Source organism: Polymorphospora sp. A560, from assembly GCF_045781765.1.
Lineage (GTDB): Bacteria > Actinomycetota > Actinomycetes > Mycobacteriales > Micromonosporaceae > Polymorphospora > Polymorphospora lycopeni.
The window spans coordinates 6,499,023-6,520,281 of sequence record NZ_CP122282.1; the positions used below are offsets into that span (position 1 = coordinate 6,499,023).

Here is a 21,259-nt window from a genome sequence, read left to right on the forward strand (position 1 = left end):
TCATGCGGTCCCCTCGCTCCGCTCGCTTCGCTCGCATGCGCCCCCCTCGCTTCGCTCGGTCATGCTGTCACCTCGGCCGAGGCCGCGAGCAGGGTGGCGACGGTGCGGGTCGCGGCGCGGCGGTGCAGGTGGGCGGCGAGCGCGATGCCGGAGGCGACGTCGGCGCCGTCGGCGGCACCGTGGCAGACCACCACCGTGCCGGGCACGCCGAGCAGGGCGGCGGCGCGGGGCACACCGCCGGCCGCGGGTGGCCCGCCCGCCATGGCGTACGCCCCCTCGATGCCCTTGAGCAGCACGTTCCCGGTGAACCCGTCGGTCACCACGACATCGGCACGGTCACCGATGCCGAGGTCGTAGCCCTCGACGAGTCCCTCGTAGGTGGCGTCGCCCGGCAGGCCGACGGCGGCGAGGAGCGGGTCGGCGGCCCGGCGTACCCGGTCGCCCTTGCCCGGCTCGGCGCCGACGGAGAGCAGGCCCACCCGGGGCCGGGCGATGTCGTGGACGACGGCGGCGTAGGCGGCACCCAGGATGGCGTGCCTGGCCAGGGTCGTCGGCCGGGCCTCCAGGGAGCCGCCGACGTCGAGCAACACGACCGGGCCGTGTACGGCCGGCAGGCTCGCGACCAGCGCGGGGTGCCGGACGTCGGGCCAGCGGCGCAGGCCGAGTACGGCGGCGGTGACGGTCGCCCCGCTGGCACCGGCCGACACGACGGCGTCGGCGGCACCCTCGGCGACCGCGGCGACGGCGGCCCGGACGGTGGTGTCGGTCCGGCTGGCCCGGGTGGGTGCGTCGGCCATGCCGACCGCGTGGTTGACCGGGCGTACGGCGACCCGGTCACGCTGGGCCGGCGGGAGCACGGCGAAGACCTCGTCGGCCGTTTCGGGTGGCCCGACGAGTAGCAGATGCAGTCCAGGATCGGCGTCGCATGCCCGCAGAGCGCCGTCAACCACGACGGCGGGAGCGTTGTCCCCGCCGAGGAGGTCGACGGCGATCCGCACGGTCCCCGGCTCCACGGACCCGGCCGTCGAGTCGCGGCCGGCGGGAGCCGGGGCACCGGGCGATGGCCAGGGCCTGCGCGCCGCCTGACCGGAAGTCGGAGGCGTCACGCTGGCCGGCGTCAGACCTCGATGACCTGGCGGCCGTTGTAGGTGCCGCACACGGTGCAGGCGGTGTGGGGCAGCTTCGGCGACCGGCACTGCGGGCAGGCCACAGTCGCGACCGCCGCGACCTTCCACTGCGCCCGGCGGGACCGGGTGTTGCTGCGCGACATCTTGCGCTTGGGGACGGCCACGGTTCCTACTCCTCTTTACGGGTCAGTTGCGACAGGCTCGCCCAGCGCGGGTCGATCTGCTGGTGGCTGTGGTCAGCCGGCAGTTCGTCCCACTGCACCCCACACTCGGGGCACAGCCCTGGGCAGTCGTCTCGGCACAGCGGGTTGGTCGGCAGTGCGAGCACCACCGCATCCCGCAGCGCCGGCTCCAGGTCGATCAGGTCGCCCTGCAGCCGGCCCACCTCGTCCTCGTCGGTCGTCTCGTCCGTGGTGCTGTTCTCGTAGGCGTACAGCTCCTGGACCGTGACGGTCAGCGAGTCGCCGATCGCGCGCAGGCACCGCCCGCACTCGCCCTGGACGGAACCGCTGACGGTTCCGGAGACGAGCACACCCTCGGACACCGATTCGAGTCTCAGGTCGAGGTCGAGGTCGGCGCCTTCCGGCACACCGATCAGCTCCAGTCCGAGGTCTGCCGGCGCCGGCACCACCCGCTTGACCGTACGCAACGCGCCAGGCCGGCGCGGCAGCTCCCTCGTGTCGAGGACCAGCGGCGACCTGGGGTCGAGGTGGATCGGCGAATGTTTGGGCATAGTCAGACTCCGGCCTGTGCGAGGCCGACGTTGAAGGTTACCTGAGCAGGGACCTCAGCGTCGAACCGGGGCACCGTAGCAGCGGCCCCGAACGGGTGGTCAGAAAGTCAGCGGGCGTTCGGTGTCCTCGCCACCGAAGTTGCCGATCTCGCGCAGGGCGTGCATCTTGTCCCGCCCCCGCTCGATCGAGGCGAGCGCCCGGGTGAGGAACTGCTCGAAGTTGGCCAGCGCGGTGTCGACGTAGTCGTCGACCTCCTCACGCAGCCGCTGCGCCTCGGCGCGGGCCTCGGCGACGATCCGGGCGCCCTCGTGCTCGGCCGAGACGGTGATCTCGTTGACCGAGACGAGGCGGGCGTGTTCGGCCTCGCCCTCGCTGATGATCCGGTCCGCCTCGCGTTTGCCGGCGTCCATGATCTTGTCGCGCTCCTCCAGCAGGGCCGCCGCCCTGCGCAGGTCACCGGGGAGTTCGGCGCGCAACTCGTCGAGGATGCCGATCATCTCCCCACGATCGACCATGCAGTTGTTGCGCGACATCGGGACGGACCGCGCCGTCTCCAGGATGGCGATGATCTCGTCGATGCGGTCGAGCGGGTCCACCCGGCACCTCACCCCTGTAGTTCGTCGGCCGACCTACATGATGCGGGGTCGACCCAGATCCCTGCTCAACCAATCATGCGGTGCGGGAGCGACAGGAGGACCGACCCGGGCCGACACGGCGCGTCGCCGGACGAAGCGAGCACCCCGGACCGTACGGGGACCTTCCGCCGGAAAACCACCCGTCGGACCTGTCACGCCCCCGCGGAGCGCAGGCGGTCGGCCAGGCGGGCGAGGACCGGTTCCGGCAGATGCGCCGACACGTCCCCGCCCCACTTCGCGACCTCCTTCACCAGACTCGACGAGACGAAGGAATAGAGCGGGTTGGTCGGCATGAAGAGGGTCTCGACGCCGGCCAGCCCGATGTTCATCTGGGCCATCTGCAACTCGTAGTCGAAGTCGCTGACCGCGCGCAGCCCCTTGACCACCACGCTCGCCTCCTGCGCGCGGCAGAAGTCGACCAGCAGGCCGCGGAACGACTCGACCCGTACGTTGCCGTAGCAGGCGGTGACCTCGCGCAGCAGTTCGATCCGCTCGTCGACGGTGAACAGGCCCTGCTTGGACTGGTTGATCAACACTCCGACGATCACCTCGTCGAAGAGCCGGCTGCTCCGGCCGACGATGTCTAGGTGTCCGTTGGTCACCGGATCGAACGAGCCTGGGCACACCGCACGTCTCATGATCGGCGACCGTACCAAAGCGTGGTCTCGCCGTAACGCCGGACGTTCTCGCCGGTGACTCCTTCCACCCAGGTGACCGCGCCGCCCCGGGTCGCCCGTTCGACCACCACGACGGCGTCCGCCGCCAGCCAACCGCCATCGACGAGGGCGGCCAGCATCGCGGTGACCTCGTCGTCCGGCACGGCGTACGGCGGGTCGGCCAGGACCACGTCGTACGGCTCCCCGTCCGGCGGCCCGGCGGCCAGCACGGTGCCGACCTTGCCGGTCACGACCCGGACCGCCGGGCCGCCCCGCAGGGCGGCCACGTTCTCCCGGATGGTCCGGACGGCCCGCTGGTCGGACTCGACGAGCAGCACGTGGGACGCGCCCCGCGACAGCGCCTCCAGGCCGAGCGCGCCGGACCCGGCGTAGAGATCGGCGACCCGGGCCCCGTCGAGGTCGACCCGGGTGTCCAACGCGCTGAACAGGGCCTCACGGACCCGGTCGGAGGTCGGCCGGGTCTGCCCACCCGGCGGTGCGGCGATCCGCCGTCCGCCGAACGTCCCGGCGACGATCCGCGTCATGACACCTCCAACCGTCCGTCCCGTCGCCGTCCACACGGGCGAGGACCGCCTCGACGCTACGCGACGAGCAGCGCCGTCCGGCCGCCGGTCGGACGATGACCATGCCACCCTCGGTGCGCGGCGGGCAGCTTTCCGTAGATCAAAGATCTCGGATGCGTATCAGCGTCCTTAGCGGTCCATGAGGGCCACCGGTGCGCGCCGCGAGCCGATATGGTCTGGCGCTGTGCCGGCGCATGTTCGCCGCCGGCGCACGTCGCCGCCGTTGGTCGCGCCCGTTCGGTGAGCGCGCCACCACCCCCCGGCGTCGTGCCTGAGAGCTTCCACCCCAGGAGTACGCGTGATCTCTTCCAAGCTGTCGCTGCGGCGACCGCTCGCCGTCGTCGGCGCCGCGTTCCTCGGCCTAGCCGCCGCGGTCGCGGTCGCCTCGCCCGCCAGCGCCCACCACAGCGTGGTCGACGGCAAGGCCGCCTGCGACACCACCACCGGTGAATGGGTCGTCGACTGGACCGTCACCAGCGTCGCTCCCGCCGAGTCGACCGGCTACCGGCTCTACGAGGTCCTCGCCAAGCCCGTCCCGGTGACCGGCATCGCCGTCACCGAGGGCGACGGCTACCCGCTCGACCCGCACACCCCGCTGACCGGCACCCAGCGCCTGCCGGGCACCACCCAGACGGCCTCGCTGCAGGTCAAGGGCGCCTGGGACAGCGGCCACGAGGACACCAAGTGGAAGAAGAAGACGATCACCCTCGGCGGGGTGTGCGAGAAGGAGGAGCCGCCGCCGGCGACGGCCGCGCCGACGTACACGATCGTCACCGACTGTGACGGCCTGGTCGAGGTCACCCTGACCAACGGCAAGGACGCCACCGCTCCGGCCAAGTTCAAGGTCGTCACCGCCGAGGGCTTCGAGAAGTCCGTCGAGGTCGCCCCGGGCGAGGAGAACACGGTGGAGATCCCGGCCGAGCAGGCCGGCGAGATCACGGTCACCGAGGCCGGCCAGGAGAAGCCGCTGTTCACCGGCTCGGCGCCCGAGGCGGAAGGCTGCCCCACCGCCGGCCTGGAGGTCAGCTGCGAGGACATGACCTTCAGCCTGACCAACCCCGAGGACGGCAGCCAGCCGTTCACCGCCGTCTTCACGCCGAGCACCGGTGACGTCCAGAAGATCACTGTCGCCCCGGGCGAGTCCAAGAGCGTCAAGTTCGCCGGCTCCGCCGGCCTCACCATCGACGCCGTGATCGAGGGCTACGAGGACGACGTGGTCACCTTCGCCTGGGACGAGGAGAAGCCCGAGGACTGCCCCGCGCCGGGCGGCGGTGGCGGCGGTGACCTGCCGCTGACCGGTGCCGCGGCCGGTGGCATCGCGGCCGGTGCCGCGCTGCTACTCGCCGTCGGTGGCGTCCTGTTCTACCTGGCCCGTCGCCGTCGGGTGACCTTCACCGCCTGAGCATGACGTGCCACGGGGCGCGTCGGTCCGACCGGACCGGCGCGCCCCGTTTGTCGTGAGGTCGGACCGGCCCTCCCGTCCGTCAGCCCTTCTCCAGGTATTCGGCCCGTTCCTCGTCGACCAGGGCGGCCACCGATGCGGCCAGCGCCGGATGCCGCAGCAGCTCCGGATCCTCCTCGACCAGCGCGATCGCCTCCGCCCGCGCGTCGCGGATCAGGTCCGCGTCGCGCAGCAACGACAGCAGCCGCAGGTGCGAACGCCGCCCCGACTGCGTCGCCCCCAGCACGTCGCCCTCCCGGCGCTGTTCCAGGTCGAGTTCGGCCAGCTTGAATCCGTCGGTCGTCGACGCCACCGCGTCGAGCCGCTCCCGGGCCGACGATCCCTCGGCCATCTCGGTGACCAGCAGGCAGAGCCCGGCGGCCTGGCCCCGGCCGACCCGGCCGCGCAACTGGTGCAACTGCGACACCCCGAACCGGTCGGCGTCCAACACGATCATCACGGTCGCGTTGGGTACGTCGACCCCGACCTCGATCACCGTCGTCGCGACCAGCACGTCGAGATCACCGGCGGCGAACGTCCGCATCACCGCGTCCTTCTCGTCGGCCGGCAGCCGGCCGTGCAGCACCCCGATCCGCAGGCCGTGCAGCGGCCCGTCGGCGAGCAGCGGCGCGACGTCGAGCACGGCCAGCGGCGGCCGGCGCCCCGACTCGTCGACCTCGGCGGCCGCCTCCTCCGGCGACGACGAGTCCTCGCCGATCCGCGGGCAGACGACGTACGCCTGATGGCCGGCGGCCACCTCCTCGCGCAGCCGGCGCCAGGCCCGCTCCAGGTAGGCCGGCTTCTCGCTGGCCGGTACGACGTGCGAGGCGATCGGCGACCGGCCGCGCGGCAGCTGGGAGAGTGTCGAGACCTCCAGGTCGCCGTAGACGGTCATCGCCACCGTGCGCGGGATCGGGGTGGCCGTCATCACCAGCACGTGCGGCGGCTGCTCGGCCTTGGCCCGCAGGGCGTCACGCTGCTCCACCCCGAACCGGTGCTGCTCGTCGACGACCACCAGGCCGAGGTCGGCGAACTCGACGCCCTCGTAGAGCAGGGCGTGGGTGCCGACCACGATCCCGGCCCGGCCGCTGGCGACCTCGTCGAGGGCCTGCCGGCGGGCGGCGGCGCCCAGCGAACCGGTGACCAGCGCGACGCCGGTGCCGGCCGGGTCACCGTCCAGTTCACCCGGCCGGCCGAGCGGGCCGAGCAGGCCGAGGATGCCCCGGTGGTGCTGGGCCGCGAGCACCTCGGTCGGGGCCAGCAGCGCCGCCTGGCCGCCCGCGTCGACCACCTGGAGCATCGCGCGCAGCGCGCAGACGGTCTTGCCGGAGCCGACCTCGCCCTGGAGCAGCCGGTGCATCGGGTGGGCCGTCGCCAGGTCGGCGGCGATCTCGTCGCCGACCGCGCGCTGCCCGGCGGTCAGTTCGTACGGCAGCCGGCCGTCGAAGGTGGCGAGCACGCCCCCGTCGGTCCCGGGCCGGTCCCGGGCCGGCCGGTCGGCCGCCCGGTGCTTGCGCTGCACCAGGGTCAACTGCACGGCGAACGCCTCGTCCCACTTCAGCCGCCGCCGGGCCCGGAATAGTTCCTCCTTCGTGGACGGCCGGTGGATCTCGCGCAGCGCGGTGCCCAGCCCGACGAGGTTCCGGGTGGCGCGTACGGTCGCCGGCAGCGGGTCGTCCGGCGGGGTGAAGGTGTCCAGGACGACCCGTACGCACCGGGCGATGGTCCAGGTCGGCACCGCCGCCGCGGCCGGGTAGACCGGGATCAGCGCACCCGCGAACTCCTCGATCTCGCCCGCGGCCGCCACCTCGCCGTCCGCCGGCCCGTCGCCGAGCAGCACGTATTCCGGCCCGTTGAGCTGGCGCTTGCCACGGAACTCCGTCACCTTGCCGGCGAACAGCCCCCACCGGCCCGGGGTCAGTTCCCGGCTGCGCCACGCCTGGTTGCCGAAGAACGTCAGCGTCAGCACCCCGCCGGAGCCGTCGCCGACGGTCACCTCCAGCAGGTTGCCGCGCCGCTGCCGCATCGGGCGTACGGTCGCCTGCCGGACCTGGCCGAGGACGGTGACGTCCTCGCCGACCTCCAGCGACCGGATGTCGGTGTGCTCGCCGCGCTCGTCGTAACGGCGCGGGAAGTGGTAGACGAGGTCACCGGCGGTGTGCAGGTCGAGCTTGTCGGCCAGCGCCCGCGCGGTCTTGTCGCCCACCAGCTTCTTCAGCGGCGTGTCCGCCGTCGACGGCTCGGTCATTCCACCCCCACCAGCAACGGATAGAACGGCTGGCCGCCGTCGTAGGTCTGCACCTCGACGAACGGCCACCGGTGTGCCGCGTAGCCGCGCAACGCCTCGTCCAGGCCGGTCGGGGCGTCGGCGCCGAGCAGCATGGTCACCAGCTCGCCGCCGCCGCCGAGCATCCGGTCCAGCAGCGCCTCGCAGGTCGCCAGCAGGTCGGTGCCGATCACGTGCACCTCACCCTCGACCAGCGCCAGTACGTCGCCCGGCTGGCACCGGCCGGCCATTGTCAACGCCTCCCGGCTGGCGAAGCAGACCTCCGCCGACCGGCACGCCCCGGCCGCCTCGGCCATCTCGATCACGTCGTCGTCGAACCGGCGACCGGGATCGCGTACGGCCAGCGCGGCGAGTGCCTGCACCGGCGACCGGGTCGGCACCACACTGACCCGCAGCCCGAGGTGCTGGGCCTCCTCGGCGGCGGCGCGGGCGACCGCCTGGGCGTTGGGGTCGTTGGGCAGCACCACCACGTGGATCGCCCCGGTCGCCCGGATCGCGTCGAGCAGTTCGCCGGTCGACGGCCGGCCGGCGGCCACCACCGCCCCCTCGGCGACGAACAGGGCGGCGAGGCCGTCACCGGCCGCGACCACGACGGCGCCCCGGCCCGCCGGGCCGGCCGGCGGGCCGGTCGGTTCCACCGCCGGGGCGGCGTCGACCTGGTCGGCGAAGCGGGTGACCGCGATCTGGTAGGGCCGGCCGGCGGCGATCCCGGCCTCGATCGCCGCGCCGATGTCGTTGACGTGCACGTGCACGTGCCAGGTGGGCAGTTCGTCGTCGGCGCCGGTGCCGACCACGACCAGCGAGTCGCCGAGGGCGGCCAGGGTGGCGCGCATCCGCTCGACGGCGGGCGGCCGCGCGTCGAGCAGGAATCGGACCTCGTACGCGAACTCCGGCGAGCCGGCCTCGCGGGCGACGACGGCCGGCGCCCGGACCGACGTCCGGTTGCCGTCGGCGGGCGGGTCCGCGGCGGCGGGCGGCTCCGGGGCCGGCGGGGTCGGGGCCGGCGGGGTCGGGGCCGGCGGGGTCGGGGCCGGCGGGGTCGTCTCGGTCGGCCGCGTTCCGGGCGGCTCGGGCCCGGTTCCGGTGACCACCGCGGTCAGGGCGTCCAGCAGGACGCAGAGGCCGCGTCCGCCCGCGTCGACCACCCCGGCCCGGGCCAGGACCGGCAACTGCTCCGGCGTGCGGGCGAGCGCCTCGGCGGCCGACCGGGACGCCGCCCGGACCACGGTCGCCAGGTCGTCGGAGTCGGCGGTGGCCGCGCCCCGGGCCGCGGCGGCCACGACCGTCAGCACCGTGCCCTCGACCGGGCTCGCGACCGCCGCGTAGGCGGCCGAGGCCGCCACGTCGAGCGCCCCGGCCAGGTCACGGCCCCGGACCTCGGGGGCGCCGGCCAGCGCGTCGGCCAGCCCGTGCAGGATCTGCGACACGATCACGCCCGAGTTGCCCCGCGCGCCGAGCAGCGCCCCGCGCGCCATCAGCCGCAGCACCCGGCTGTGCGGCGGGCGCGATCCCTCGGGCGAGTTGTCGAGGTCGAGGGTGAGCGCCTGGTGCGCCGAGGCGAGGGTGAGCACGAGGTTGGTGCCCGTGTCGCCGTCGGGCACCGGATAGACGTTGAGCCGGTCGATCTCCTCCTGGTGGCGCCGCAGCGCGGCCAGGCCGTCCGCACACCATCGACGCACGGCCGCGGCGTCCAGGGTGTCCAGCACGGCGATGAGCCTACTTGCGCCGCCCGACACCCGCCGTCCAGCGCCACGATCCGCGTGATCAGGGAACGCGTCGCGCGTGTCGTCGGCGGGTCGGGGTGCCAGGCCCCTGATCACGCGGATCATGTTGGTGGGCCGGGGGCGATTCGTTGGTCGGCCGGGGTATCGGGTAACCTGACCAGGTTGCCCGGCGACCCTGGTCATCCGTGCCCGCGAGCGGGACGGTGACCGGCCAGGTTCCCGCCGGCGATCGACCGAACGAGCAGATTCCCCAGGAGTATCCCGTGGCTAGCGTGTGTGACGTCTGTGGCAAGGGACCGGGCTTCGGCCACAACGTTTCCCACTCGCACCGGCGGACCAACCGCCGCTGGAACCCGAACATCCAGTCGGTGCGTACCCCGGCCGGTGGTGGCACCACCCGCAAGCTGAAGGTGTGCACCTCCTGCATCAAGGCGGGCAAGGTCACCCGCGCCTGACGCGTCCGCGTCACCGCATTCTTCCGGCCAGCCGCCGGGTCACCACGACCCGGCGGCTGTTCGCGTGCGCCGAATCGGCGGTTGCCGGCCCGGTCCGGACCGGCAACCGCTGACTACAGGGCGCGCGCGAACGAGATGCAGCCGGGCGCGTCCCGGTAGTAGCCGAAGTTGGGGATCCGTTCGAAGCCGGACGACTCGTAGAGCGCGATCGCCTCGGGCTGCTTGTCGCCGCACTCCAGCACGAGTCGCTTCCGGCCGTGCTCACGCGCCGACCGCTCCACCGCGGCCAGCACCACCCGGGCCAGGCCACGACCGCGGGCCGCGGGCGCGGTGTACATGCGCTTGATCTCGCCCACCTCGCCGCTGTCGCCGTGACTGCGCCACGCGCCGCAGGCGACCGGCTCCCCGTCGACGTACGCGACGAGGAAGGCACCGGCCGGCGGGTCGAACTCGGCGGCGTCGACGGGGGTGTCGTCGCCGCTGCCGCCGTACCGCTGGCCCAGGTCTGCCAGCGCACTCGCCACGAGCTGCTGCGCGACCAGCGAGCCGTAGCGGACCGTGCGGATCTCGATGTCACTCACCGGTAAAGGGTAGATGGACCAAGGGCCCTTACCCCTGTGGGGTGGGGGTCACGATCGCCCCGGCCGACCGCCCGGCGGGGCCGGCCGGGAGGCGGCAGCGCGGCCGGCCCGGAGGCGGCGGCGGGCCTAGCGGAAGTGGTCCCAGCCCGACGGCCCCTTGTACGGCCGGCCGTCGACCGTGACGCCATCCCCCTCGACGACCCGGCCGATCACCTTCCACTCCGGCGGCAACGCCAGCGTGTCCGGGAACGTCGCCGCGAGCGCGTGGTCGTCGCCGCCGCCGAGCACCCACTGGTAGGGGTCGACACCCAGGGCGTGCGCGGCGTCCCGCATCTGCCGGGGGATCTCGAAGGCGTCCCGCGTCACGTCGACCGCCACCCGGCTCGCGGTGGCGATGTGGCCCAGGTCGGCGAGCAGCCCGTCCGACACGTCGATCATGGCCGTCGCCCCGAGCCGCGCCGCCGCCGGCCCGGCCGCGTACGGCACGTCCGGCCGCCGGTAGGACTCCACGAGCAGCTTCGGGGTACGGAACCCACGGGACAGGACGGTGTATCCGGCCGCCGCGTAGCCGACCCTGCCGGCGAGCGCCACCACGTCGCCCGGCCGGGCGCCGCCGCGCAGCACCGGGGCGATGCCGTGCAGGTCACCCAGCGCGGTCACCGCGATGGTCAGGGTCGGGCTCGACGACATGTCGCCGCCGACCACGCAGGCACCCACCTTCGCCGCCTCGGCGGCCAGCCCGTCGGCGAGGTCCTCGGCCCACCGCACGTCGAGCCCGGGCGGTACGCACAGCGCGACGAGCAGCGCGGTCGGGCCGGCCCCCATCGCCGCGATGTCGGCGAGGTTGGCCGCCGCCGCCCGGTGCCCGATGTCCTCGGCGGTCGACCAGTCACGCCGGAAGTGCCGCCCCTCCACGAGCACGTCGGTCGATGCCACGACGCGCCCGTCCGGGGCCGCCACCAGCGCCGCGTCGTCGCCCGGGCCCAGCAGCGCGGTCGGCCCCACCTGCAACCGGGCGGTGACCCGGGCGATCAGCCCGAACTCACCGGTCCTCGCCACACTCACGCGACGGCCTCCCTTGGCTACCGTGATGGTTAGCCCCTACTCCGTACGGTAGTTTCACCTGCGAGCCGCTCGGCGGCGGACAGGAGTGGGGTCGTGGTCCAGGCGTACATCCTCATCCAGACCGAGGTCGGAAAGGCACGTGACGTGGCCGCAACCATCACGGATATCTCCGGCGTGGTCCGGGTCGACGCGGTCACCGGGCCGTACGACGTGGTGGTGCTCTGCGAGGCGCACACCGTCGACGAGCTGGGAAAGCTGATCGTGAGCAAGGTGCAGATGGTGCCCGGGATCACCCGCACGTTGACCTGTTCGGTGGTGCATCTCTAGGTGGTGGATCAGATCACTCCCACGCGTGAACCGGACCGCGACGCGGGTCCGGACCGCACCACCCGGCAGGCGGCGATCTGGGCGACCGTCGTGGCGCTGCCGATCGCCGTCCTCGTCGGGCTCTTCGCCTTCTCCCAGATCAACGGCGGCGGACCGGCCGCCGGCCCCTCGCCGTCGGCCGACCCGGCCGCGGGGCAGCTGGCGACGCCGGTCGAGATGGCCGCACCGGAGCTGGCCGAGCGGCCCGCCGTCGTCTGCCGTGCCCTGTTGTCGCAGATCCCGCCGACCGTGCGCGATCTGCGGCAGCGGCCGGTGACCGCCGGCGCGGAACAGAACGCGGCGTACGGCGAGCCGCCGATCACGGTCGCCTGCGGGGTGCCGGCCGCCGAGTTCCCGCCCACCGACCCGGTCTGGGTCGTCAGCCGGGTCTGCTGGCACTCGGTCGAGCAGGCCGACGCGGTGGTCCTCACCACGGTCGACCGCGAGGTGCCGGTGCGGGTGACCGTGCCGCGCGCCTACCCGGAGGCGTTGCAGTGGCTGGCGCCGCTGTCCGACTCGATCGTCGAGTCGGTCCCGTCGGCGACGTCCGGAATCCCCTCCGGCTGCACCGGCTGACCGCGGGCCGGCGGCGCCGGCCCGCGTATCCCGGCGGCCCGCGTATCCCGCCGGCCGGGAAAGCCCGGCGGGCCGGTCGCTCAGTGCAGGCCGGAGCCGCGCCGCAGGGCGGTACGGATCAGCCGGCTGACCAGCTTCGGATACTCCAGCCCGGTGGCCGCCCACATCCGCGGGAACATCGACGTCGACGTGAACCCCGGCATCGTGTTGATCTCGTTGAGATAGACCGTGTGGTCCGGGGTGACGAAGAAGTCGACCCGGGCCAGTCCGGCGCAGTCGAGTGCGGTGAACGTACGGCAGGCGTACTCCTGGACCTGTCGGGCCACGTGTTCCGGCAGGTTGGCCGGGATGTCGTACTCGCAGGAGTTGTCGAGATACTTCGCCTCGAAGTCGTAGAAGTCGTGCCCCTGCTCGACGACACGCACCTCGGCGAGCAGCGACGCCTCCGGCGCTCCGCCGGCCTCGCCCTCCAGCACGCCGCACTCCACCTCGGCACCGACGATCGCCGCCTCGACCAGCACCTTCGGGTCGATCTGCCGGGCGGCGGCCACCGCCGCGTCGAGGTCGGCCCAGTCGCTGACCTTGCTGATGCCGTACGACGACCCGGCGCGCGACGGCTTGACGAAGACCGGCAGCCCCAGGCGCTCCTTGTCCTCATCGGACAGGGTCACGCCGTTGCGCAGCACCGCGTACGGCCCGACCGGGATGCCCTCGACGGCGGCGAGCTTCTTGGTGAACTCCTTGTCCATGGCGGCCGCCGAGGCGAACACGTTCGCCCCGACGTACGGGATGCCGGCCATCTCCAGCAGGCCCTGGATGGTGCCGTCCTCGCCGTACGCGCCGTGCAGGGTGGGGAACACCACGTCGACGCCGTCGAGTGCCTGGCCGCCGCGGATCGGGTCGAGGATCAGCAGGTTGTTGCCGACCGGGTCGGCGGGCAGCACCACCATCCGGCCGGAGTCGACGGTGATCTCGGGCAGCCGGCGCTGGGCGATGGCGAGTTGCGAAGCGTCACCGTCGGTGAGCACCCAGCGGCCGTCGCGGGTGATGCCGATCGGCACGACCTCGAACTCGTCGGGGTCGAGGGCGGCGAGCACGGCACCGGCACTCACGCAGGAGATCCCGTGTTCGGTGCTGCGACCGCCGAAGACGATGGCGACCCGGGTCTTCCGTGGGCTCGTCACGCAGGCTCCTTACTCGTTCTCGGCTGCCCGGATCTGGCGCAGCCGGTCCGTCGCGGCGCTACCCGCGTCCACCCGGCAGACCCTACTCTGCGTGCTCGGTCCGCGGGTCGATGACCGGAGTAAGCCCATCCGCCGGGCGACGGCCGGACAGGACGGTGGCTCCAAGATCTTCATCGTGTACGACCGCGGCGGCAAGCCCGCTGTCCGCCATGATCCGCGCGGCCGCCACCGCCTGCGCCGCACCCGTCTCCACGACCAGGTGCCCGCCCGGCGCCAGCCAGCCGGTGGCCCGACCGGCGACCCGCCGCAGCACGTCCAGGCCGTCGGGGCCGCCGTCGAGCGCCGCGCGGGGCTCGTGCAGCCGGGCCTCCGGCGGCAGCAGCGCCACCGCGTCGGTCGGCACGTACGGCACGTTCGCCACGAGCAGGTCGACGTCGCCGGCCAGCCCGGCCGGCAGCGCGTCGAACAGGTCACCCGCGTACACCCGCCCGCCGTACGGGGCGAGGTTGCGCCGGGCGCAGCCGACGGCGGCCGGATCGACGTCGGCGGCGACCAGCCGGGCCGGCCGGATCCGGTGCGCCACGGCGGCGGCGACCGCGCCGCAGCCGCAGCACAGGTCGACGACGGTCGCGTCCGGCCCGGTCAGCTCGACGGCACGGCGGACGAGCAGCTCGGTACGGCGGCGCGGCACGAACACCCCGGGTTCGACGGCGAGCCGCAGGCCGGCGAAGTCGACCCGGCCGAGCACGTGCTCCAGGGGCAGGCCGGCGACCCGGCGGGCGACCCGGTCGGCCAGGTCGGCGGCGCCACCGCCGGCGGCGACCAGCAGCGCGGCCTCCTCCTCGGCGAAGACGCAGCCGGCGGCCCGCAGCCGACCGACGATCGCGGCGACGTCCGGCACCGGCTAGGCCGACCGGTCCAGCGCCCGGCCGATGTCGGCCACCAGGTCCGCGGTGTCCTCGACGCCGCAGGAGAGGCGTACGAAGCCGGGTGCGGTGTCGTCGCCCCACTGCGCGCGCCGGTCGGCGGTGGTGTGCAGGCCGCCGAACGACGTGGCGGCGAACACCAGCTCGGCGGCCGACAGGAAGCGCGCCACCCGCTCGGCGCTGCCGAGGTCGAACGCGACGATCCCGGGCACCCGCCGCATCTGGGTGCTCGCCACCGGATACGCCGGGTCGTCCCCGAGGCCGGGCCACCGTACGCCGGAGACGTCGGAGCGCGACCGCAGCGCCCGGGCGACGGCGGCCGCGTTGGCCGACTGCCGGGCCAGCCGCAGGTCGAGGGTTGCCAGCGAGCGGTGGGCGAGCCAGGCGTCGAACGGGCCGGGCACCGAGCCGGTGGTGTCCCGCCAGGTGCGGACCGTTGCCAGCAGCTCCGGTGACCGGGTCGCCAGGTAGCCGAGCAGCAGGTCGGAGTGGCCGGTGAGCGCCTTGGTGCCGGACGCGACGACGAGGTCGGCGCCGAGGTCGAGCGGGCGCTGGCCGAGCGGTGTCGCGGTGGTGTTGTCGACGGCGAGCAGGGCGCCGGCGGCGTGCGCCCGCGCGGCGAGGTCGGCGATGTCGCAGACGTCCAGGCCGGGGTTGGCCGGGGTCTCCAGCAACACCAGCCGTACACCCTCGAACGACGGGTGCGGACCGGCGGTCGGCACCGTCCGCACCGTCACCCCGTTGGCCGCCAGCACCGAGTCCGCGAACGCCCGCACGGTGAAGTAGCCGTCCGCCGGCAGCACGACGGTGTCACCGGACCGCACGAGGGAGAGCAGCAGCGCGGTCAGCGCCGCCTGCCCGCTGGCGAAGGCGAGGCAGTCGCCGCCCTCCAGTTCGCCGATGGCGGCTTCCAGGTTGCGCCGGGTCGGGTTGCCGGGGCGGCCGTACCAGTCCCGGCCCGCGGCCGCGTCGCCGCCGGCGGGATCGAGGTGGTACGGCGCGGCGAACACCGGCCCGGGCAGGAACGGCTCCCCCGGCGCCGGCTCGGGCAACCCGGCGTGCACGCAGCGGGTGCCGTCGCCGTACCCGTCGGTCTGGCTCATCGTCGCTCCCGGTACGTCGGCGTCACTCTGGCTTGGTGGTACGGCTCATCAGCGCGGTCAGCGCCACCCGGGGATCGACCCCCTCGTGGCAGACCCGCTCGACCTGCTCGGTGATCGGCATCTCGACCCCGTGGGCGCGGGCCAGGTCACGGATGGCGAGGCAGCTCTTGACCCCTTCCGCGGTCTGCCGGGTCGCGGCCTGCGCCTGCTCCAGGCTCTCACCGCGGCCCAGGTGCTCGCCGAAGGTCCGGTTGCGTGACAGCGGCGAGGTGCAGGTGCCGACCAGGTCGCCGAGGCCGGCCAGACCGGCGAAGGTGAGCGGGTCGGCACCCAGCGCGACACCGAGCCGGGCGGTCTCCGCCAGCCCACGGGTGATCAGGGTGGCCTTGGTGTTGTCGCCGAGCCGCATCGCGGTCGCGATGCCGTACGCGAGCGCGATCACGTTCTTGACCGCCCCACCCAGCTCGGTCCCGATCACGTCCCCGTTGGTGTACGGGCGGAAGTACGACGTCGTCACCGCGTTCTGCACGAGCGTGGCGCGGTCGGTGTCGGTGCAGGCGACCACGGTGGCGGCCGGCTGCCCGGCGGCGATCTCGGGCGCCAGGTTGGGGCCGGAGACCACGACGACCCGGTCGGCGGCCACCCCGGCCGTCTCCACGATCACCTGGCTCATGCGCTTGGTGGTGCCGAGTTCGATGCCCTTCATCAGCGAGACGAGGGTGGCGTCGGGACCGACGAACGAGGCCCACTCGGCGAGGTTGCCCCGCAGGGTCTGCGACGGTACGGCCAGCACGACCAGCCACGCCCCGGAGATGGCCTTGCCGGCGTCGGCGGTGGCCGTCACGTTCGCCGGCAACCGCAGGCCGGGCAGGTAGTCGGGGTTGGTGCCGGTGGCCCGGATCGTCGCCGCGACCTGCTCGCGCCGCGACCAGATGGTCACCTCGTTGCCCGCGTCGGCGAGCACCTTCGCGAAGGCGGTTCCCCAGGAGCCGGCCCCCAGCACCGCCACGTGCCCACCCGGGGCCCGCCCGCTACGCTCGCTCACCGGCCCGCCCCGGATTCCGGCGCGGTCGGCTGCCACAGCGGTGGGGGTGTGCCGCCACGGATCTCGGCGAGCAGGTCACGCAAGTGCAACATGATCTCCTCTGTCATCTCGTCGAGGGTCGCCTTGGTCGGTGCGGCACCGGTCCACCGTTCGAGGTCCACCGGCGGCCCGGCCTTCACCTCGACCGGGATACGCGGCCGGAGGCTGAACCTCTTCGTCCGCGGGTCGAAGATCTGCTGCGGGCCCCACATCGACACCGGCACGACCGGCGCACCGGTGGCCAGGGCGAGCCGGGCGGCGCCGGTCTTGCCCCGCATCGGCCACAGTTCGGGCTCCCGGGTGGTCGTCCCCTCGGGATAGACCACCACGGCACCGCCGGACTTGACCGCCGCGACCAGCAGGTCGAGCGACTTCGCGGCGTCGGTCGTGCCCCGCTCGACCGGAATCTGCTTGACCTTGAGCAACATGCGGCCGACGACCGGGACCCGGAACACGCTCGCCTTGCCGAGGAACTGCGGCCAGCGGCCGGCGTCGTAGACGAAGTGCCCGCAGACCAGGGGGTCGGCGTGCGAGATGTGGTTGGCCACGACGATGACGCCGCCGCCGGTGGCGAGGTGCTCCGCACCCGACCAGGTCCGGTGGGTCCACAGGGTGAGGACCGGCTTGACGACGACCACCACCAAACGCCGCCAGAACCCCAGCCTGCGCCGCGCCACGCTGCCTCCTCGTTTCCACACCGACCACGGTCCGACCGGTGCCGCGATCGTTGCCGCGGCCGATTCTCCGGGTACCGGGGGCTCGAAGCGAAATCATGCCCGTTCCACCTGGGTACGACCAGGCAGGGTCGGCCACGTGCCGGGCTGGCAGGATTGGCGCGTGCGGGAGCCGACGTGGGTCGTGGTGGTGCCGGTCAAGCGTCTGGCCACGGCGAAGAGCCGGCTGCGCGGCGCGCTGGCCGACCCGGGCGCCGAGGCGCACGCGGGGCTGGCGCTGGCGATCGCCCTCGACACCGTCGCCGCGGTGCTCGCCTGCCCGCCGGTCGACCGGGTGCTGGTGGTCACCGACGACCCGATCGCCGGGCCGGCCCTGGCCGCGCTGGGCGCCTCGGTGGTGCCCGACGTCCCGGACGCCGGCCTCAACGCGGCCGTGGCCCACGGTGCGTCGCTGGCTACCGACCGGTGGGTGGCGGCGCTCGCCGCCGACCTGCCGGCACTACGCCCGGCCGACCTCGCCGGCGCGCTGCGGGAGGCCCTGGGAGGGCTGACCGTGGGCGGGCCGGCCGTCGGCGGGGCGGGCGAGGGCGGGCCGGCCGCGGGCGGGGCGGGCGTCGGCGGGGCGGGCGAGGGCGGGCCGGGCGTCGGCGGGCCGGGCGCGGGCGGGGCGGCCCCGGCGGGGCGGCCATGGGCGGGGCGGTCGACCTGGGCGGTGCCGGGTGGGGCTCCGCTCCCCACCGCGCGGCGGCCGGCGCCGGGCCGGCCGGGGCGCCGGTTCCTGGCCGACGCGCCGGGCACGGGCACGGTGCTGCTCACCGCCCCGCCCGGCGTACCCCTCGATCCACGCTTCGGGGTCGACTCCGCCGCCCGGCACGCCGCCTCGGGTGCGCTGCCGCTCACCGGCGGGTGGCCGACCCTACGCCGTGACGTCGACACCCCCGCCGACCTCGCCGCCGCCGCCGGCCTCGGCCTGGGTCGCCACAGCGCCGCCCTCGTCCCGGCCGCCGCCGGACACCTCGGAGATGAGCGAAGGTGACGGCGAGAACCGCCCGACTACGGAGGACTGGGGCGGTTGTCGTGGAAGCGCCCGTTGGTGGTCCTTGCTGATCTGGGCGGGAGAGACCTTATCCAGGCTCGATAAGGTCTCTCCCGCCCAGATCAACCGCGTCCCCCTGCGACCCGCCCCATCCACGCACATCGTTCACGCGACCCGACACGCGATCATGGGGATGATGTTCACAAGTCGGGCGGGAAACGCCACGTTTTCTCCATGATCGGCGGACTGGGGGCGGCGGGGGCGGCGGGGGCAGGCGGCGGGGGCGGCAGGCGGCGCTGCGGGGGCGGCAGGCGGCGCTGCGGGGCGCGGCAGGCGGCGCTGCGGGGCGCGGCAGGGGGCGGGGCGCGACGCGTGACAGGTGCGGGGCACGAGGCGCGCGGGTACGGTGCTGGCATGCAGGGGACCGTCGCCACCTACAATCCGCTCACCCGCTCCGGGACGTTGCTGCTCGACGACGGCGACGAGATCGCGTTCGGGGCGCCGGCCTTCGACGCGTCGGGGTTGCGGCTGCTGCGCCCGGGTCAGCGGGTCCGGGTCGAGCACGACGAGTCCGGGCAGGTCAGCAGGGTCACGTTACCTACATTTCAATGATCGAAATGTGGCATGTTGATTTGGCGGTCACCCGGATCGGGTGATGATGAATGGGTGACGAATCCAGCCGGCCGCCGCCCCCCGCACCAGCGCCAGTCCCGTGCCGACCAGTCACCGACGCCCGACGACGAGCGCCCGCCGGTGCCGCGTGGCCAGGTCCGACGGCGTGGTTCCAACGGGCGATTCGTCCGGCGCGACAACTCGACGACGGCGCTGAGCCCGGGTGTTCCGCCGCGCCCCGAGCCGCCGGCCGGCACCGGTGATCCCGACCCGGACCGGGCGCCGTCGGTCGCGCACGACCCGACCGACTCGCCGCCGCCGGACGGCGTGCACCCGGCGACGCTGGAGCCGCTGCCGGAGGACCGGTTCCTCAACCGGGAGTTGTCCTGGCTCGATTTCAACGCCCGGGTGCTCGCCCTCGCCGAGGACCCGGCGACACCGTTGCTGGAGCGGGCGAAGTTCCTGGCGATCTTCGCCAGCAACCTCGACGAGTTCTTCATGGTCCGGATCGCCGGTCTCAAGCGCCGCCTCCAGGCCGGCCTGCCGATGCGCGGCGGCGACCGGCTGCCGCTGCGCACCCAGCTCGAGCTGATCGCCGAGAAGACCGCCGGCCTGGTCGCCCGGCACGCCCGCTGCTTCGTCGACGACGTACTGCCGCGGCTCGCCGCCGAGGACGTCCACCTGGTGCGGTGGGCCGACCTGGACGCCGGCGAGCGTGAGCAGTTGCGGACCTACTTCCGGGAGGCGATCTTCCCGGTGCTGACGCCGCTCGCGGTCGACCCGGCGCACCCGTTCCCGTACATCTCCAGCCGCTCGCTGAACCTGGCCGTGGTGGTGCGTGACCCCGATGGCGGGTCGGAACTGTTCGCCCGGGTCAAGGTGCCCAACAACGTGCCCCGGTTCGTGCCGGTGGGTCCGAGCCGGCCGGCCCGGTTCCTGCCGGTCGAAGACCTGATCTCCACCCAGCTCGGGCAGCTCTTCTCGGGCATGCAGGTCGTCGAGTGCCATCTGTTCCGGGTGACCCGCAACGCCGAGGTCGAGGTCGACGAGGACCGCGACGAGGACCTGCTCCAGGCCCTGGAGCGGGAACTGGCCCGGCGCCGGTTCGGCCCGCCGGTCCGGCTGGAGGTCGCCGCGTCGGTCTCCGACCACGTGCTCGACCTGCTCGTACGTGAGCTGGACATGGACAGCCACGACGTCCTGCGGGTGCCGGGCCTGCTCGACCTGTCGTCGATGTGGCAGATCTACGACGCCGTCGACCGGCCCGATCTCAAGGAGCGGCCGTTCGTACCCGCGACCCATCCCCGGCTGGTCGAGGGCGAGGTGCCGCGCAGCGTCTTCTCGGTGGTCCGTGACGGCGACATCCTGGTCCACCACCCCTACCACTCGTTCTCCACCAGCGTGCAGCGGTTCATCGAGCAGGCCGCCGCCGACCCGAACGTGCTGGCGATCAAGCAGACCCTCTACCGTACGTCCGGCGACTCGCCGATCGTCGACGCGCTGATCGACGCCGCCGCCGCCGGCAAGCAGGTGGTGGTGCTGGTCGAGGTGAAGGCGCGCTTCGACGAGGTCGCCAACATCGGCTGGGCGCGGATGCTGGAACGGGCCGGCTGCCACGTCGTCTACGGCCTGGTCGGGCTCAAGACGCACTGCAAGACCGCGCTGGTCGTACGGCAGGAGGGCAACCAGATCCGCCGCTACTGCCACATCGGCACCGGCAACTACCACCCGAAGACCGCCCGGCTGTACGAGGACTTCGGGATGCTGACCGCCGACCCGGAGGTCGGTGCCGACCTGACCGACCTGTTCAACGTCCTCACCGGCTACAGCCGGCAGACCGCCTACCGCCGGCTGCTGGTCGCGCCGCACGGGGTGCGCAGCGGCATCATCGAGCGCATCGACCAGCAGATCGAGCAGACCCGGCGGGGCGGCCGGGGCCTGGTCCAGATCAAGGTGAACTCGCTCGTCGACGAGGACATCGTGGACGCGCTCTACCGGGCGTCGCGCGCGGGCGTACGCGTCGAACTGGTCATCCGCGGGATGTGCACGCTGCGGCCGGGCGTACCCGGGCTCTCCGACAACATCCGGGTCCGGTCGATCCTCGGCCGGTTCCTCGAGCACTCGCGGGTGTTCCGGTTCGGCGCCGACGAGTCGGCCGAGTTCTGGATCGGTTCGGCGGACCTGATGCACCGCAACCTCGACCGGCGGGTCGAGGCGCTGGTACGGGTCACCGACCCGGTCGCCCGCGCCGAACTGGACCACATCATCTCGTCGTGCATGAGTGACGACGTGGAGGCGTTCGAGCTGGCCGGTGACGGCACCTGGGCCCGGCGGGTCAGCAGCGACGACACCCCGCTGGTGCACCTGCAGGAGGCGCTGCTGCGCCGCGTCGTCGGCGGCGCGAGCTGA

At 73.7% G+C, this 21,259-nt stretch carries 21 protein-coding genes and 2 pseudogenes; 8 read left to right on the plus strand and 15 right to left on the minus strand.

The annotated features are described in order from the left end of the window. Window positions 1-59: 59 nt before the first annotated feature. The 6 genes from QCD66_RS29390 to rsmD form a co-directional block, all read right to left on the minus strand. Window positions 60-1,013 carry a phosphate acyltransferase PlsX gene (locus QCD66_RS29390; RefSeq protein ID WP_375736637.1) on the minus strand — a complete coding sequence of 318 codons (954 nt, stop codon included), beginning with the start codon at window positions 1,011-1,013 and terminating at the stop codon, window positions 60-62. A 104-nt stretch (window positions 1,014-1,117) separates the two neighbouring features. Continuing rightward, window positions 1,118-1,291, minus strand: a complete 174-nt coding sequence (gene rpmF / locus QCD66_RS29395; RefSeq protein ID WP_357535714.1) for a 50S ribosomal protein L32 — start codon at window positions 1,289-1,291, stop codon at window positions 1,118-1,120. 5 nt (window positions 1,292-1,296) lie between these two features. Further along, a complete protein-coding gene (locus QCD66_RS29400) occupies window positions 1,297-1,860 on the minus strand; it encodes a YceD family protein (RefSeq protein ID WP_364208161.1) in 564 nt (187 codons plus the stop codon). Between the two features lie 99 nt (window positions 1,861-1,959). Further along, window positions 1,960-2,457: a hypothetical protein gene (locus QCD66_RS29405; RefSeq protein ID WP_357535711.1), complete on the minus strand. Its 498-nt coding sequence runs from the start codon at window positions 2,455-2,457 to the stop codon at window positions 1,960-1,962. 191 nt (window positions 2,458-2,648) lie between these two features. After that, window positions 2,649-3,134: a pantetheine-phosphate adenylyltransferase gene (gene coaD, locus QCD66_RS29410; protein WP_364208164.1), complete on the minus strand. Its 486-nt coding sequence runs from the start codon at window positions 3,132-3,134 to the stop codon at window positions 2,649-2,651. Beyond that, entirely contained in the window at window positions 3,131-3,697 is a 567-nt protein-coding gene (gene rsmD / locus QCD66_RS29415; RefSeq protein ID WP_364208167.1) for a 16S rRNA (guanine(966)-N(2))-methyltransferase RsmD, read from the minus strand. Before rsmD ends, coaD begins: the two co-directional genes overlap by 4 nt. 337 nt (window positions 3,698-4,034) lie before the next feature. Between rsmD and QCD66_RS29420 the strand changes: the two genes are divergently transcribed. Next, window positions 4,035-5,138: a cell wall anchor protein gene (locus QCD66_RS29420; RefSeq protein ID WP_375736638.1), complete on the plus strand. Its 1,104-nt coding sequence runs from the start codon at window positions 4,035-4,037 to the stop codon at window positions 5,136-5,138. A gap of 82 nt (window positions 5,139-5,220) precedes the next feature. Here QCD66_RS29420 and recG read toward each other — a convergent pair whose 3' ends face one another. Both recG and QCD66_RS29430 read right to left on the minus strand, forming a co-directional pair. Continuing rightward, window positions 5,221-7,425, minus strand: a complete 2,205-nt coding sequence (recG, locus tag QCD66_RS29425; protein WP_375736639.1) for an ATP-dependent DNA helicase RecG — start codon at window positions 7,423-7,425, stop codon at window positions 5,221-5,223. Continuing rightward, entirely contained in the window at window positions 7,422-9,170 is a 1,749-nt protein-coding gene (locus QCD66_RS29430; protein WP_407566872.1) for a DAK2 domain-containing protein, read from the minus strand. Before QCD66_RS29430 ends, recG begins: the two co-directional genes overlap by 4 nt. 281 nt (window positions 9,171-9,451) lie before the next feature. On the opposite strand from QCD66_RS29430, the gene rpmB reads away from it, so the two are divergent. After that, on the plus strand, window positions 9,452-9,643 hold the full coding sequence (gene rpmB, locus QCD66_RS29435; protein WP_203899300.1) for a 50S ribosomal protein L28: 192 nt from the start codon (window positions 9,452-9,454) through the stop codon (window positions 9,641-9,643). A 113-nt stretch (window positions 9,644-9,756) separates the two neighbouring features. Here the strand turns inward: rpmB and QCD66_RS29440 are convergent, their stop codons facing one another. Together QCD66_RS29440 and QCD66_RS29445 are read right to left on the minus strand one after the other, a co-directional pair. Then, window positions 9,757-10,224, minus strand: a complete 468-nt coding sequence (locus QCD66_RS29440; RefSeq protein WP_364208181.1) for a GNAT family N-acetyltransferase — start codon at window positions 10,222-10,224, stop codon at window positions 9,757-9,759. Between the two features lie 126 nt (window positions 10,225-10,350). Beyond that, window positions 10,351-11,289 (minus strand): thiamine-phosphate kinase, encoded by a 939-nt coding sequence (locus QCD66_RS29445; protein WP_364208183.1) that lies wholly within the window; start codon window positions 11,287-11,289, stop codon window positions 10,351-10,353. Between the two features lie 93 nt (window positions 11,290-11,382). Here QCD66_RS29445 and QCD66_RS29450 point away from each other — a divergent pair, with 93 nt between their 5' ends. Beyond that, window positions 11,383-11,616, plus strand: a complete 234-nt coding sequence (locus QCD66_RS29450) for an Lrp/AsnC ligand binding domain-containing protein (protein ID WP_357532655.1) — start codon at window positions 11,383-11,385, stop codon at window positions 11,614-11,616. Continuing rightward, window positions 11,617-12,231, plus strand: a complete 615-nt coding sequence (locus tag QCD66_RS29455) for a DUF3515 family protein (protein WP_375736986.1) — start codon at window positions 11,617-11,619, stop codon at window positions 12,229-12,231. A gap of 80 nt (window positions 12,232-12,311) precedes the next feature. Here QCD66_RS29455 and QCD66_RS29460 read toward each other — a convergent pair whose 3' ends face one another. The 5 genes from QCD66_RS29460 to QCD66_RS29480 all read right to left on the minus strand — a co-directional run bounded on the left by QCD66_RS29460 (window position 12,312) and on the right by QCD66_RS29480 (window position 17,205). Beyond that, complete coding sequence (locus QCD66_RS29460) at window positions 12,312-13,415, minus strand: D-alanine--D-alanine ligase family protein (protein WP_375736987.1); 1,104 nt, start codon at window positions 13,413-13,415, stop codon at window positions 12,312-12,314. 82 nt (window positions 13,416-13,497) lie between these two features. Next, window positions 13,498-14,316, minus strand: a complete 819-nt coding sequence (locus QCD66_RS29465; protein ID WP_364208192.1) for a putative protein N(5)-glutamine methyltransferase — start codon at window positions 14,314-14,316, stop codon at window positions 13,498-13,500. Between the two features lie 3 nt (window positions 14,317-14,319). After that, window positions 14,320-15,444: a cystathionine gamma-lyase gene (locus QCD66_RS29470; RefSeq protein ID WP_375736988.1), complete on the minus strand. Its 1,125-nt coding sequence runs from the start codon at window positions 15,442-15,444 to the stop codon at window positions 14,320-14,322. A gap of 22 nt (window positions 15,445-15,466) precedes the next feature. Further along, window positions 15,467-16,489 carry an NAD(P)H-dependent glycerol-3-phosphate dehydrogenase gene (locus tag QCD66_RS29475; RefSeq protein ID WP_357532664.1) on the minus strand — a complete coding sequence of 341 codons (1,023 nt, stop codon included), beginning with the start codon at window positions 16,487-16,489 and terminating at the stop codon, window positions 15,467-15,469. After that, the gene (locus QCD66_RS29480) at window positions 16,486-17,205 is read right to left on the minus strand and encodes a lysophospholipid acyltransferase family protein (protein ID WP_375736989.1); all 720 of its coding nucleotides are present in this window, start codon (window positions 17,203-17,205) and stop codon (window positions 16,486-16,488) included. Before QCD66_RS29480 ends, QCD66_RS29475 begins: the two co-directional genes overlap by 4 nt. Window positions 17,206-17,392: 187 nt before the next feature. Here QCD66_RS29480 and QCD66_RS29485 point away from each other — a divergent pair. From QCD66_RS29485 to QCD66_RS29500, 4 genes and pseudogenes are all read left to right on the plus strand, one after another. Then, a pseudogene (locus tag QCD66_RS29485) lies at window positions 17,393-17,728 on the plus strand (NTP transferase domain-containing protein); the annotation flags it as partial. Window positions 17,729-17,866: 138 nt separating this feature from the next. Then, window positions 17,867-18,238 (plus strand): annotated as a pseudogene (locus tag QCD66_RS29490) (2-phospho-L-lactate guanylyltransferase); the annotation flags it as partial. A gap of 414 nt (window positions 18,239-18,652) precedes the next feature. Then, on the plus strand, window positions 18,653-18,850 hold the full coding sequence (locus QCD66_RS29495) for a cold-shock protein (protein ID WP_375733890.1): 198 nt from the start codon (window positions 18,653-18,655) through the stop codon (window positions 18,848-18,850). Window positions 18,851-18,991: 141 nt separating this feature from the next. Then, window positions 18,992-21,259, plus strand: a complete 2,268-nt coding sequence (locus QCD66_RS29500; protein ID WP_364208820.1) for an RNA degradosome polyphosphate kinase — start codon at window positions 18,992-18,994, stop codon at window positions 21,257-21,259.

Coding starts and splice junctions, on each gene's coding strand:
- coaD (WP_364208164.1), bottom strand. CDS start 3,134: ATGAGACGTGCGGTGTGCCCAGGCTCGTTCGATCCGGTGACCAACGGA.
- rsmD (WP_364208167.1), bottom strand. CDS start 3,697: ATGACGCGGATCGTCGCCGGGACGTTCGGCGGACGGCGGATCGCCGCA.
- QCD66_RS29495 (WP_375733890.1), top strand. CDS start 18,653: ATGCAGGGGACCGTCGCCACCTACAATCCGCTCACCCGCTCCGGGACG.
- QCD66_RS29470 (WP_375736988.1), bottom strand. CDS start 15,444: ATGAGCCAGACCGACGGGTACGGCGACGGCACCCGCTGCGTGCACGCC.
- recG (WP_375736639.1), bottom strand. CDS start 7,425: ATGACCGAGCCGTCGACGGCGGACACGCCGCTGAAGAAGCTGGTGGGC.
- QCD66_RS29400 (WP_364208161.1), bottom strand. CDS start 1,860: ATGCCCAAACATTCGCCGATCCACCTCGACCCCAGGTCGCCGCTGGTC.